Here is a 12,062-nt window from a genome sequence, read left to right on the forward strand (position 1 = left end):
TCGGTCAGCTGAGTGCCACGAGCTCGATGACAGCACCGTGGCACGTAGCCGGATCAGCGACGAGCCGCTTCTCGCCGCGTTCGGCGATCACCACCGCATGGTCGGCGAGGTGGGATTCGGCCTTGGCCAGATCAGCGGTTTCGAAAACACAGCAGTGGATGATCTCGCCGTTCTTCTCCAGGTCACGCGCGGCGACGGTGTCGGCCGACGTCGGCGCGATCAGCTCGACCGTCGTGTTAGTGCCCAATTGCAGACGTCGCCGGTGAGAGCCCGCTACCGTCTCCTCCGCCACGACCGTGGCGCCCAGCGCGTGGTAGACGCCGGTCGCGCGCTCCAGCTCGCGAACGACGACTCCGACTCGCCATCCGCCGATCGACAGGGGGTGGTCTCGCCACTGCTGATCCGACCAGCCAGGCAGAAAACGCGGGTCCTCCCACTTGCCGGGCACACCGAGCGGGCCGGGTTTGTCTTCTACGTAGGGCATGAACTCGAGCTGGCCTGCGGTGTCCTTCGGATGCGTGAACACCGGACTCATCGGCTGGGCGACCATCGCATCGCGGCCGGAGCCGGCCAGCCCGAAGCACCGAACCCCTGCACCCGTGAGCGCATCGTAGATGTCCGCCGGCGGGCTGTTGACGAAGTAAGCCGATGCGTGCAGATGCGATCCGAATCGCGCCAGAAACTTTCCCAATGGCAGGTTGGCACCTTCCGCTGTCGGTTCCATCACGTCGATGGCGAGATCAGCAATGGCAACCATTGAAGCCCAACGCTTCTCGGGGTCCAGCCACTGGTCGGTGAAGACTTCGGCGCCACCGAATACCTCGCGATACCAATCGGTGACGGTGCGGTAGTCATCCACGACGTGGTTCACGTGCCACTGTTTCCCGATGTCGATCACGTCGGCGCCTCACCGTCGGTTCTTCCCTGGCCTGTCAGGAGCACACTATGACAGATACTGTATATCTGTTGGGACCTGTGTTCGCCGGAGTCGCAGGTCGACAGGGAGGACGCAGCGTGTCGACAGCCACCGCCAGCGACGCCGAAATCCAGCTGTTCGTGTCCACCACGCGCGCGTTCCTCGACCGTGACATGTCCATCGAGTACATCCGCGATCTGCATAGCCACGGTCGTGGGTTCGACAAGGACTGGTGGCGTCGCGGCGCCGAACTCGGCTGGACGAGCCTGCTGGCGCCTGAAGAGCTCGGGGGCGGTTGTGTGACCGGCGACCCGATCGCCGATGCGGCGCTCATCGCCGAGCAGTTCGGCCGAAGCGTGGCGCCCGGACCGTTGATCCCGGTCAGCGCCGTCACCACTGCGCTTGCTGAGGCGTCCAACTCAGCCGACCACCGACAACTGCTGGCCTCATTGATCGACGGTTCCGCGATCGCGGTGTGGGCGGTCGACGAACCCGGACGCGCGTTTGGCGCGTCGCCGACGACGACGGCCACACGATCCAATAACGGCTACCGCATCGACGGTGTCAAGGATCGTGTCGAATCCGCCGAGCACTCCGACGTATTCCTGATCAGCGCCCTGTGCGATGGCGACCTGCGCCAGTACGTCGTGTCTTCCAATGCGCCGGGCGTCTCGATCGAGCGCACACCGACGGTCGACTTCGTCAGGGATTACGGTCGAGTGAGATTCGACGATGTCGAGGTGGCAGAGGACTCCGTCGTCGGCGGACCGGACGAGACGACGCAGTTGATAGCGCGCCAGACGCTGATCGCTCAAGTCCTGCAGTGCGCAGAGATCGTCGGGGCGCTGGACAGCGTTTTCACGATGACTGTGGCGTGGGCGCGTGATCGCCATAGCTTCGGACGGCCACTGGCGTCCTACCAGGCGCTCAAACACCGCTTCGCCGACCTCAAGACCCAGCTGGAAGCCTGCCGTGCCATCGCGGCGCGGGCGGCCCGCGACGTCGGCGCGAGGACCGATACCGCGGCGCTCACGGTCAGCGCCGCCAAGGCCTACATCGGCGAGTACTCGGTCGCGATCGTGCAGGACTGCATTCAGTTGCACGGCGGTATAGGCGTCACGTGGGAACACGACCTTCACCTGTTCCTCCGCAGAATCGAGATCGACCGCGCGCTGTTCGGCACGACAGAGGAGCACCAGGAAATTGTCTTCGCATTCTCTGAGAAGTTGGGAATGACGAGATGACCGAGACCGTCGAAGCTTTCGCCGACCGAGCGCGCGGATGGCTTGCAGAGCACATGCCGCCGTTGAATGGCGACAGCCCGCCAGTGCTGGATCGCGCCGAGGAACGCACATGGCAGCGGGCCCGCGAGCTCCAACGTCGGCTCTATGACGGTGGATTCGCAGGCATCTGCTTCCCCAAGGAGTATGGCGGCCTGGGCTTGGACTACACATATCAGGCCGCATTCAACGCGGTCGCCGAGCCCTACGAGATGCCGCTCGCGCTCAACATCCCAAGCCTGACGATCTGCAGCGCGACCCTGCTCGATGCCGGCAGCGAGGAACAGAAGCGCACCCGAATCGCCGCGGCACTGCGGGGCGAGGAGGTGTTGTGCCAGCTGCTCTCCGAGCCCGGTGGCGGATCCGATCTAGCCGGTGTCACGACCCGCGCCGACCGATCGGGCGACAAATGGATCCTCAACGGCGCCAAGACCTGGAGCAGCAGTGCGTTCGCCGCAGATTTCGGCCTGTGCCTGGTGCGCACCAACTGGGATGTGCCCAAGCACGAGGGGCTCACGATGTTCCTGGTGCCGCTGCAGTCCCCGGGGCTGACCCTGCGACGAATCCGCCAGGTGAACGGTTCCGCTGAGTTCTGCGAGGAATTCTTCGACGACGTGGAGCTGTCCGACGAGCACGTGGTCGGTGACGTCGGAGGAGGTTGGGCCGTCGCCTCGAGGCAGTTGTTTCACGAGCGTCGCGCAGTGGCGAAGGGCTCCGAGTACGCGAATTGCGGCGCCTCCGAAGGAAGACGCGATGGCGCTTTCGATCTCGTCGCCTTGGTGCACGCGACCGGTCAGGCCTCCGATCGCTGGGCTCGTCGGCTGGCGGGTCGTGCGTTGACCCACCGGCTTGTCGAGAAAGCGCTGGGCGAGAGCGTCTTTCACGGGGTTTCCACCGGAGTGATGCCGCCTGCGTCGGGCTCCATCACCCGCCTGTACTACGCGCTTTGCGAAAACCTGAATCTGGACGCTGCGCTGGCACTGGCGGGACCGGGGGCGGTCGTGGGCGCGGAGGACCCGGACCTGCTGGCGATTGGGCACAAGTATCTGTCCCGGCAGACCGTGTGCATCGGCGGCGGTACGACGGAGATCGCACGCAACATCATCGCCGAACGCGTGCTCGACTTTCCGCGCGAGTACGCCGCGGACCGCGGCGTTCCTTTCAAGGATGTGCAGCACGGTAGGACACGGCAATGACCTTGATCACCGACCGCTTGCGCGCCGCGATCGGCGTCTGGCACGAGCAGGACGGGTCGGTCTTCCCGATCGATTCCTCAGCCATCCGACGGTGGGCCATCGCCACCCACTGGCCCCAGGAGCCCCCGCGGTTGTTCTGGGACGAGGAGTACGCCCGCGCCACTCGCTGGGGTGGCGTCATCGCTCCCGATGACTTCAATCCGTTCGCGTGGCCCATCCAGCCGCCCGACGCCGGACCCGCGCAGTACGCCCTTCCCCAGCCCGGCGAGCCGGCACAACATGTCCTCAACGGCGGAGTGGAGTTCACGTTCGGTGTGCCCATGCGGCCGGGTGATGTGATCACCGGGCGGTGGCGGATCAAGGAGGCCACCGAACGCGAGGGACGACTAGGTCAGATGCTCTATGTACAACTGGAACGCGAACTGCGCAATCAGCGAGGCGAGGTCGTCCGCACTCGCATCGACACCCTGATCCGATACTGAGAGGCAGCCGTGTACATCGATGGGAAGTGGCAATCCGCCTCGTCAGGAAAGACTTTCGAGAGTGTCAACCCTGCAACCGGCGCGGTGCTGGACACCGTCGCCGACGGAGGCCGCGCCGAAGCCCGCCTTGCCATCGACGCGGCGGTGGCGGCGCTGCCCGGCTGGCGGGCCAAGACCGCCTACGAACGGGCCGACATCCTGGTTGCGGCGCACCGGATCATGCTGGAACGCCAGGACGAGCTGGCGACGCTGATGACAAAGGAGCAGGGCAAGCCGCTGCGGATGGCACGCACCGAGGTCGGCTACGCCGCCGACTTTCTGCTGTGGTTCGCCGAGGAGGCCAAACGTGTTTACGGCGAGGTGATTCCGTCGTCGCGAGCCGATCAGCGTTTCCTGGTGTTACAGCAGCCGGTCGGGGTGTGCGCCGCTATCACGCCGTGGAACTACCCGATTTCGATGATCACCCGGAAGGTGGCTCCCGCACTGGCCGCGGGCTGCACCTCGGTGCTCAAGCCGGCTGAGCAGACACCGTTGTGCGCGATCGAGACGTTCCGGGTGTTCGAAGACGCCGGTGTGCCCGCCGGTGTGGTCAACCTGGTGACCTGTTCGGATCCCGAACCGGTCGCCGAGGAGATCCTGTCGGATCCGCAGGTGCGCAAGATCAGTTTCACCGGTTCGACCGAGGTCGGAAAGATGATCGCCGCGCGCGCAGGTGCGACGATGAAGCGGGTGTCGATGGAACTCGGCGGGCACGCACCGTTTCTCGTGTTCGACGACGCCGACCCCGAACACGCCGCCAAAGGTGCGGCACTCGTGAAATTCCTCAACACGGGCCAGGCATGCATCTGTCCCAGCCGGTTCATCGTGCACCGCTCGATCGCCACGCCGTTTCTGGAGACGTTGCGTCAGCGGGTGGAAAAGCTTGTCCCCGGAGACGGATTGGCGAAGGGAACCACGGTCGGCCCCCTCATCGACGAGGCGGCCCTGCACAAGATGACACGACAGGTTGACGATGCGGTCGCCAACGGCGCCACACTGATGCTTGGTGGTGCCCAGCTGACCGGCGACACCTTCGACAGCGGCCACTTCTTCGCGCCGACGATCCTGTCGGACGTCACCGCGGACATGGTGATCTGCTCGGAAGAAACATTCGGCCCGATCGCTCCGGTCCTGGTGTTCGACGACGAGGCCGAGGCCATCGAGATGGCCAACTCCACCAGCTACGGACTTGCCGGATACATCTACACACGCGACATCAGCCGCGCGATTCGAGTCGCCGAAGCGCTGGACTTCGGCATGATCGGTATCAACGACATCAACCCGACCTCGGCCGCGGTACCGTTCGGCGGTATCAAGGAAAGCGGACTTGGTCGTGAAGGCGCTCGCGCCGGGATCACCGAGTATCTCGATACCAAAGTGTTGGGAATCGCATTGTGAATGAATCGGTTTCGCCCACTTTCGAGTCGATCGAGATCGGCGACCAGCTTCCGGAGTTCGTCCGCACCACCGGCTTCGCCGAGTGGAACCGCTATGCCGCCGTAAACGACGAGTTCATTCCCATCCACATGGACGACGAGGCTGGCAGAGCCGCAGGAAACGACAAGGGCGCCTTTGGGATGGGCAACCTACGGCTGGCGTACCTGGTCAACATGCTGCGACAGTGGATCGGTGATGACGGCGAAATCCGTTCGCTCAGCGCCAAGTACCGAAGCATGAACCAGAAGGGTGACGAACTGCACGCAGTTGGCGAGGTGCTCGGCAAGGAGATCGTCGACGGCATCGCACTGGTGCACTTGAAAGTCGACGTCATCGACCAGAACGGCACGAGCACCACACCGGGTGAGGCGACGGTGGCGTTGGCTATTTGAATACGCCGGGCGACTTCGAATAGTCGACGGTGGACAACTCGGTCATCCCGCCATCGATGTGTAGCACAGTCCCCGTGACGAACGCCGCGTCGTCGCTGGCCAGAAAGGCTACCGCGGGCGCGATCTCGGTATTGGGGTCGGCGCCTCGTTTCATCGGAGACGCTTCGGCCGTACGCGTGTAGTTGTCCCATTCGGTGCCGATCATGTCGCGTTGCACATCGGTCAGCGCGAACGGGCAAACGGCGTTGACGCGGATGCCGTGCGCGGCCCATTCGTTGGCCGCCACCTTGGTCAGCGCGCCGATCGCACCCTTAGCCGCCGAATACGGTCCGGTATATGCAATTCCACCGAGCGCCGAACCGGATACGAAGTTGATCACCGACGACTTTTCTGCGGCCTTGAGGAACGGGTAGGCCAGTTGCATGAAGCGGAAGGTCGCGCGAGGCCCCGTTGCCTCCGACAGCTCCCAATCCTTGTCGCTGACGAGTTCGAGCGCCTTCGGCATGGCGAAGTACTGCGCGGCGTTGACCAACACGTGCAACACGCCGTCGACGGCTGCGGCCTCCACCGCGGCCGCGATTTCCTCGCGTTTGGCGACGTTTGCCCGGACGAACTTGGCCGTGGCGCCGTCTTTCCCGATGAGTTCGATGCACTCAGCCGCCTTGTCGGCGTTGAGATCGACGATCGTCACGTGTGCGCCCTCGGCGGCCAGTCGCCGCGAGATCGCTCGCCCGAGCCCCTGGGCACCGCCGGTGACCAATGCGTTTCGCTCGTCAAGGCGGGCCATGGGCGATCCTCCAGTGTGTAACAGTTGAACAAGATTCGTTCTATCATTCATTATGATGGCAGACTGCCAAAGCCTGCCGTCGAGAAGGGGTGAAGGATGCGAGTAGACGTGGATCGCGACCTCTGCGAGTCCAACGCCGTCTGCGTCGGTATCGCCGCCGACATCTTCGAACTCGACGACGAGGACCTCGCGGTGGTGACCGTCGACGAGATACCGGCCGACCGGGAGGCGGACGTCCGGCAGGCGGTGCAGCTCTGCCCCAAGATCGCGCTGACGCTGCGCGAGGACGGGTAGGCGCTCAGGCGATGTTCATCGGGCTGACAGACGAGCAGGAGATGCTGCGCGAGACGATGAGGCGATTGGCCGATGCCACTGCTACGTCGGATCCCGACGACATCGCGTCGGACGACCGTCTGGACACTCAGTGGGAGCGCCTCGTCGAGGTCGGCATCCCCGCCCTTCGCGCACCCGCGACATGCGGGCTGGAGTCCAGCGGGGTTGAAACAGCGCTTGCGATCGAGGAATTGGGCCGCAGGTTGACCGCGATACCCGTGCTCGGACAAGCGGTTTTGACCACCGAACTGCTCTACGCCGCCGGTGCCGAGAAAGAGATCGACCTGGTCGCCGAGGGCGCTCTGCGCATGGCGCCGGTAATGAGGGACGACCTGTCCGGATTCGCCGATTCCGAGGACCGCGGTGTTGTCCTTGACGCCGCGGGCGCCACCCATGCGCTGTTGGCTCTCTCCGATGGAGATCGCAGGCGCTTGGTCTTCGCCGCCATCGATAATGCGGCGGGGCGTGAGGGCCTGGACCTGACGCGGTCGATCAGTCCCGTATCCGCACCCGATCTCGGCGCCACCACATCAGTGGGCGAGCCAATCGACGCGCGACGCTGGGACGCTGTCGTGGCGATGGCGCTGACCGCCGTTGCCGCGGACCTGATCGGAGTGATGACCGGGGCGCTCGAGGACGCCGTCAGCTACGCAGGTGAACGGGTGCAGTTCGGCGTCAAGATTGGAAGTTTCCAGGCCGTCCAGCACCTGCTGGCCGACTCGCTCGTTCGCCTCGAGGGGGCCCGTAGTTGTCTCTGGCACGCGTCATGGGCGGTCGACCACCTGCCCCCCGGCGAGGCCTTGCTGGCGGCGCGCACAGCCAAGGCCTATGCGTCTGCGGCCGGTCGCGACGTCGTCGAGGCGGCCATGCAGGTACTCGGCGGCATCTCCATCACATGGGAGCACGTCGCGCATCTGCGTCTTCGCCGAACACTGTTGAACCGCAGGCTGTTCGGCGACGAAAGTGATCAATACCAGGCCATCGCCGACATGCGGCTGACCGATCCGGACCTGGGCTAGACCCGGAGAACCATGGATTTCACCGACACCCAAGACGAAGCCGAATTCCGCGCACGGCTGCGCACCTGGCTCGACGACAACGCCGCAGCGGCCGTGATCCCGGAGGACCCCAGCGCACGGGCTGACGCCGCCAATGCCTGGCATCAGACCCTCTACGACGCCGGTTACATCGGTCTGTCGTTCCCGACCGAGTACGGCGGCCACGGGCTGTCACCGATCTACGAAGCGATACTCAACGACGAGCTGGGACGCGCAGGCGCACCGCCAATCGAGGGTGTCGGACATCTGTCGAATGCATTGCGGCTCTTCGGGTCCGAGGAGCAGCGCGCCAACCTGCTGCAGGGGCTGTTGTCAGGTGCGGTGCGTTGGTGTCAAGGGTTCAGTGAGCCCAACGCGGGGTCGGACCTCGCCAGTCTCAAGACCAGGGCGGAGGCGATCGAGAACGACGGCCGGCCGGCCTTCCGCGTCAATGGCCGCAAGATCTGGACCAGCTTCGCCGCGGTGGCCGACTGGTGCTTCCTGCTGTGTCGCACCGACCCCGACGCCGCCAAACACGCGGGCATCTCGGTCCTGCTGGTGCCTATGTCCACTCCGGGCATCGACGTCGCACCGATCGTGAACGCCGCGCGCAACAAGGAGTTCGCCGAAGTCACTTTCACCGACGTCGACGTACCTGCTGAAAACCTGCTGGGTGAACGTGGCCAAGGCTGGTCGATAGCGAATCAACTCCTGGCCTACGAGCGAGGCCCCAGTGATATCAACTGGATCAGCAGGCTCGCATTGCAGCTGCGCGCGCTCGAGGACGACGTGCGATCGGGTCGCCTTGCCGACACGCCCGCGACCCGCGCGCGGCTCGGCGAGGCGTACACCGAGCTTCGGGCTCTCCAGGTCAAGGTGCAGCGGTCACTCACCGACCGGGTCAAAGGTGCACTGCCTGGCGCAGAAGGTTCGGTGGACAAGCTGCTGATGGCCAGGGCAGACCAGACGTTCGGGCACACGATGATGGACCTGCGTGCGAGCGAGCCCGTCATGCGAGAGGGCCTGGAATGGGACGTGTACGTATGGTCGCGTGCCGCGGGCATCTACGGCGGAACTGCGCAGATCCAGCGCAACATCGTCGCGCAACGCGTGCTGGGCCTACCCCGCAAATGACCGCTCAGCGCTCCCGGTAGTGCTTGAGCGCTTCCTTCATGCCGACCAGTCGGCGCTCCATTACTTCGTCGCCCTCCCCCGCCTCGATCTTCCGAGCCACTTCCGCGATCTCGTCGACCAGCCGGCCAGCCGCCTCATCGCGCGTGAGAAGGTCCTGATCAACCCAGTCGTCGTGGGGGATGCGTTCACTCGGGTCCATGCTCGCTCTTCCTCGTCGCACACGCTATAGTCAAATATGCAGATAGTGTTCAGTTGTTCTATCTAGCCTAGCAGCCGAAATCGAGAGGGACCCGCGATGCCGCTCCAGCCATCGATGAAACTTCTGTCCGTCGATGACCACCTCATCGAACCCCCGCACGTCTGGACCGACCGGCTGCCGAAAAAATACGTCGAGGACGGACCCCGCATCGTGGAATTCCCGCGCGAGGGCAAATCGCCGATGCACCAGTGGGTGTACGAAGGCCGCAGTTATCCCAACATCGGGCTCAACGCCGTCGCGGGTAAATCTCCCGAAGAATTCGGTGTGGACCCGGTGCGCTACGACGACATGATCCCCGGGTGCTACGACCCGAAAGCCCGGCTAGCCGATATGGATATCGACGGCGTGCACGCGATGCTCTGCTTCCCGTCGTTTCCGCGGTTCTGCGGGACCGTGTTCCTGGAAGGCCAAGACAAGGATTTGGCGCTGCTGTCCGTCCAAGCCTGGAATGACTTCTCGCTTGACGAATGGTGCGCGAGCGATCCGGCGCGCTTCATTCCCATGATGATCAGTCCGCTGTGGGACACGCAGTTGATGGTCGCCGAGATCGAGCGCAATGCCGCTAAGGGGTGCCGCGCCGTCGGTCTGCCTGACAATCCGATGAATCTTGGCCTGCCGAGCTTTCATACCGACCATTGGGAGCCTATTTGGTCGGCCCTAGAGGAAACCAACATGACGGCTGTCATGCACTTCGGCTCTGGAGGCATGCCCCCGTCGACAGCACCGGAGGCGCCGTTCGCGGTGATGGTCACCCTGATGGGGACGACCTCGATGGCCGCCGCCATCGAGTTGGTCTTCTCACCCGTGTTCCACAAGCACCCGAACCTGAAAGTCGCGTTCTCCGAGGGCGGGATCGGCTGGATGCCGTACCTGGTCGAGCGCGCGGACTATGTCTGGCGCAAGCACAAGTACTACCAGAACATCCATCCGACCATCGCGCCGTCAGAACTGTTCCGCCGCAACATCACCGGCTGCTTCATCGAGGACGAAGTCGGTGTGGCGATGCGCCACCAGATCGGCATCGACAACATCACCTGGGAGTGCGACTATCCGCATTCCGACTCGTTCTGGCCCAAGAGCCGAGCCCGTGCGGAGGAGATGCTCGCGAGTGTGCCTGATGAGGATGCCGCCAAGATTGTCGAACTCAACGCGCGGCGCTGGTATGCCTTCCCGGAGGAGGGCTTCAAGTCGTCTACAGCCGACAGCGGATGGCGCCCGAACAACGGCGAACCGCCCGAGTACGACTACGACGCGGTCATGTCGGATCACGGGGGCGTCGGTTATGGAGCCTTCATAGAAAACCTCGCGAATCAGATGGCCAACAAGGAGGCCAAGAACTAGCGGAGGGTACAGCGATATCCGTTGGAATGTCGCGGCCGCGCAAGACTTCCGCGGCGACTATGCGCCAGCGAGCAGATTCGACAGCGTCAGCCGCACTCAACGCCGCACCCGAAGCTGCCACCCCGCCTGTCGATTTCGCGTATTCCGACAATCGTGCCGCCTCGTTGACCGAATCGCCGATCACGGTGTACTCGTAGCGGCGCGGATCACCGACATTGCCCGCCACCGCAGGGCCGGCAGAAACGCCGATGCCCGCGGCGAGTTGCAGGCCGCCCTCGGACAAGGCATCCGACAGCTCCCGCGCGGCGGCGAGCGCGGCGCCTGCATGGTCCGGAACAGCCTGCGGCGCACCGAAGATCGCGAGGACCGCATCGCCCTGAAACTTGTTGACCCAGCCATGATGCCTCTCCACGATGCCCACGACGACGGCGAAAAAGTCGTTGAGCGTCGCGACGAGGTCCGGTGGATCCATCTTCGTCGCCATTCGCGTGGAGCCGACCAGGTCCACGAACATGACTGCCACATCGTGGGTCGCACCGCCCATTGCCGGTGCGCCCTCCGCCTCGGCGAGGCGCGCCACATCTCGGCCAACGTGCCTGCCGAACAGGTCCCGTAATCGTTCGCGTTCCCGCAGCCCTTCTGCCATCGAGTTGAAACCCGCCTGCAGCAAGCCGAGTTCGGACGCGTCGAACACCGGGACTGTGACGTCATAGTCACCGCGGCCGACGCGCGACATGCCCGCGCGGACCTCATCGATCGGATCGGCCATCGTCGCGCCGGTAAATAGCGTCACAACAAGCCCACTCAACAGAGCCGCGCCGCCCAATCCGAGGACCACCACGGCCAATCGATCACCCGGGTAGTCGACCACCAGCGCACTGGCGGCGGCGAGCAACACCATCAACACAGGCACACCGGTCCCCACCACCCACGCCGCGAGTGCCCGCATCCGAAGACCCAGGCGCTGCTGGCGGGCCGGAGGGCTTTCGGTAAGGACTGGCGCTACGTAAGGACGCAGCACCCGTGTGCACCACCAATACGTGAGCGTCGCCGTCACCGTTGCGCCAGACAACGTCGATACACCAAGAGTCGTCGCCAGCCAAGGCCTCTCCGAATTCACGACGACCAGCAGGGCAACCGCCCCCGTCCACACCGCGGCATTACCGGCTGTCAGGCACGCGGGAATCCGCATGAGCAGTGTGTGCCGCTCCGCCGGCGACGCCTCCGACCGTGAAGTCGTGCACCACAGTCCCCAGAGCACTGCCATCGGCACGACGACGGCGCAATAGACTGCCGACGCGATGACGTTAATCCGCAATGCCGTTGGGTCGCCGAGCGCCGCACCCGTGGGAAGTGCGCGCGAGGTCATCACCCCGATGATCGAGGCGCCCAACATACTGGGGATGAGGGTCCCTACCGTCAGCATCGC

General features: G+C 64.5%; 13 protein-coding genes. 9 read left to right on the forward strand and 4 right to left on the reverse strand.

What is annotated here, in order from left to right; all coding sequences use genetic code 11:
• Window positions 1-4: 4 nt before the first annotated feature.
• On the reverse strand, window positions 5-898 hold the full coding sequence (locus ACIA48_RS10400) for a hypothetical protein (protein WP_396730379.1): 894 nt from the start codon (window positions 896-898) through the stop codon (window positions 5-7).
• 116 nt (window positions 899-1,014) lie between these two features.
• Between ACIA48_RS10400 and ACIA48_RS10405 the strand changes: the two genes are divergently transcribed.
• From ACIA48_RS10405 to ACIA48_RS10425, 5 genes are read left to right on the forward strand one after another with little or no spacing between them, the layout of a single operon-like run.
• Window positions 1,015-2,160: an acyl-CoA dehydrogenase family protein gene (locus tag ACIA48_RS10405; RefSeq protein ID WP_396730381.1), complete on the forward strand. Its 1,146-nt coding sequence runs from the start codon at window positions 1,015-1,017 to the stop codon at window positions 2,158-2,160.
• Window positions 2,157-3,392, forward strand: coding sequence for an acyl-CoA dehydrogenase family protein (locus ACIA48_RS10410; RefSeq protein WP_396730383.1), 1,236 nt, complete (start codon window positions 2,157-2,159; stop codon window positions 3,390-3,392). The genes ACIA48_RS10405 and ACIA48_RS10410 overlap by 4 nt, the downstream gene beginning before the upstream one ends.
• Window positions 3,389-3,874, forward strand: coding sequence for a MaoC family dehydratase N-terminal domain-containing protein (locus tag ACIA48_RS10415; RefSeq protein ID WP_396730385.1), 486 nt, complete (start codon window positions 3,389-3,391; stop codon window positions 3,872-3,874). Before ACIA48_RS10410 ends, ACIA48_RS10415 begins: the two co-directional genes overlap by 4 nt.
• A 9-nt stretch (window positions 3,875-3,883) precedes the next feature.
• Window positions 3,884-5,311: an NAD-dependent succinate-semialdehyde dehydrogenase gene (locus tag ACIA48_RS10420; protein ID WP_396730387.1), complete on the forward strand. Its 1,428-nt coding sequence runs from the start codon at window positions 3,884-3,886 to the stop codon at window positions 5,309-5,311.
• A complete protein-coding gene (locus ACIA48_RS10425; protein WP_396730389.1) occupies window positions 5,308-5,742 on the forward strand; it encodes a MaoC/PaaZ C-terminal domain-containing protein in 435 nt (144 codons plus the stop codon). Before ACIA48_RS10420 ends, ACIA48_RS10425 begins: the two co-directional genes overlap by 4 nt.
• Here the strand turns inward: ACIA48_RS10425 and ACIA48_RS10430 are convergent.
• Window positions 5,735-6,529, reverse strand: a complete 795-nt coding sequence (locus ACIA48_RS10430) for an SDR family NAD(P)-dependent oxidoreductase (protein WP_396730391.1) — start codon at window positions 6,527-6,529, stop codon at window positions 5,735-5,737. The genes ACIA48_RS10425 and ACIA48_RS10430 overlap by 8 nt on opposite strands.
• Window positions 6,530-6,625: 96 nt before the next feature.
• Between ACIA48_RS10430 and ACIA48_RS10435 the strand changes: the two genes are divergently transcribed.
• From ACIA48_RS10435 to ACIA48_RS10445, 3 genes are read left to right on the forward strand one after another with little or no spacing between them, the layout of a single operon-like run.
• A complete protein-coding gene (locus tag ACIA48_RS10435; RefSeq protein ID WP_163730484.1) occupies window positions 6,626-6,823 on the forward strand; it encodes a ferredoxin in 198 nt (65 codons plus the stop codon).
• A gap of 11 nt (window positions 6,824-6,834) precedes the next feature.
• Window positions 6,835-7,881 (forward strand): acyl-CoA dehydrogenase family protein, encoded by a 1,047-nt coding sequence (locus tag ACIA48_RS10440; protein WP_396730393.1) that lies wholly within the window; start codon window positions 6,835-6,837, stop codon window positions 7,879-7,881.
• A gap of 12 nt (window positions 7,882-7,893) precedes the next feature.
• Window positions 7,894-9,033, forward strand: coding sequence for an acyl-CoA dehydrogenase family protein (locus ACIA48_RS10445; RefSeq protein WP_396730395.1), 1,140 nt, complete (start codon window positions 7,894-7,896; stop codon window positions 9,031-9,033).
• A gap of 4 nt (window positions 9,034-9,037) precedes the next feature.
• Here the strand turns inward: ACIA48_RS10445 and ACIA48_RS10450 are convergent, their stop codons facing one another.
• Complete coding sequence (locus ACIA48_RS10450; protein WP_396730397.1) at window positions 9,038-9,232, reverse strand: hypothetical protein; 195 nt, start codon at window positions 9,230-9,232, stop codon at window positions 9,038-9,040.
• Between the two features lie 96 nt (window positions 9,233-9,328).
• Here ACIA48_RS10450 and ACIA48_RS10455 point away from each other — a divergent pair, with 96 nt between their 5' ends.
• Complete coding sequence (locus ACIA48_RS10455; RefSeq protein WP_396730399.1) at window positions 9,329-10,633, forward strand: amidohydrolase family protein; 1,305 nt, start codon at window positions 9,329-9,331, stop codon at window positions 10,631-10,633.
• On the opposite strand, the gene ACIA48_RS10460 is transcribed toward ACIA48_RS10455, so the two are convergent.
• Window positions 10,584-12,002: an adenylate/guanylate cyclase domain-containing protein gene (locus ACIA48_RS10460; protein ID WP_396730401.1), complete on the reverse strand. Its 1,419-nt coding sequence runs from the start codon at window positions 12,000-12,002 to the stop codon at window positions 10,584-10,586. The two genes, ACIA48_RS10455 and ACIA48_RS10460, sit on opposite strands and share 50 nt — an antisense overlap.
• Window positions 12,003-12,062 lie beyond the last annotated feature (60 nt).

Origin of the sequence: Mycobacterium sp. NPDC051804 (assembly GCF_044452905.1) — a bacterium.
Taxonomy (GTDB): domain Bacteria; phylum Actinomycetota; class Actinomycetes; order Mycobacteriales; family Mycobacteriaceae; genus Mycobacterium.

What these genes read in the sequence shown, in the direction of transcription:
- ACIA48_RS10415 (WP_396730385.1), top strand. Translation starts at nt 3,389, where the DNA reads ATGACCTTGATCACCGACCGCTTGCGCGCCGCGATCGGCGTCTGGCAC.
- ACIA48_RS10435 (WP_163730484.1), top strand. Translation starts at nt 6,626, where the DNA reads ATGCGAGTAGACGTGGATCGCGACCTCTGCGAGTCCAACGCCGTCTGC.
- ACIA48_RS10445 (WP_396730395.1), top strand. Translation starts at nt 7,894, where the DNA reads ATGGATTTCACCGACACCCAAGACGAAGCCGAATTCCGCGCACGGCTG.
- ACIA48_RS10410 (WP_396730383.1), top strand. Translation starts at nt 2,157, where the DNA reads ATGACCGAGACCGTCGAAGCTTTCGCCGACCGAGCGCGCGGATGGCTT.
- ACIA48_RS10455 (WP_396730399.1), top strand. Translation starts at nt 9,329, where the DNA reads ATGCCGCTCCAGCCATCGATGAAACTTCTGTCCGTCGATGACCACCTC.
- ACIA48_RS10450 (WP_396730397.1), bottom strand. Translation starts at nt 9,232, where the DNA reads ATGGACCCGAGTGAACGCATCCCCCACGACGACTGGGTTGATCAGGAC.
- ACIA48_RS10440 (WP_396730393.1), top strand. Translation starts at nt 6,835, where the DNA reads ATGTTCATCGGGCTGACAGACGAGCAGGAGATGCTGCGCGAGACGATG.
- ACIA48_RS10430 (WP_396730391.1), bottom strand. Translation starts at nt 6,529, where the DNA reads ATGGCCCGCCTTGACGAGCGAAACGCATTGGTCACCGGCGGTGCCCAG.
- ACIA48_RS10460 (WP_396730401.1), bottom strand. Translation starts at nt 12,002, where the DNA reads ATGACCTCGCGCGCACTTCCCACGGGTGCGGCGCTCGGCGACCCAACG.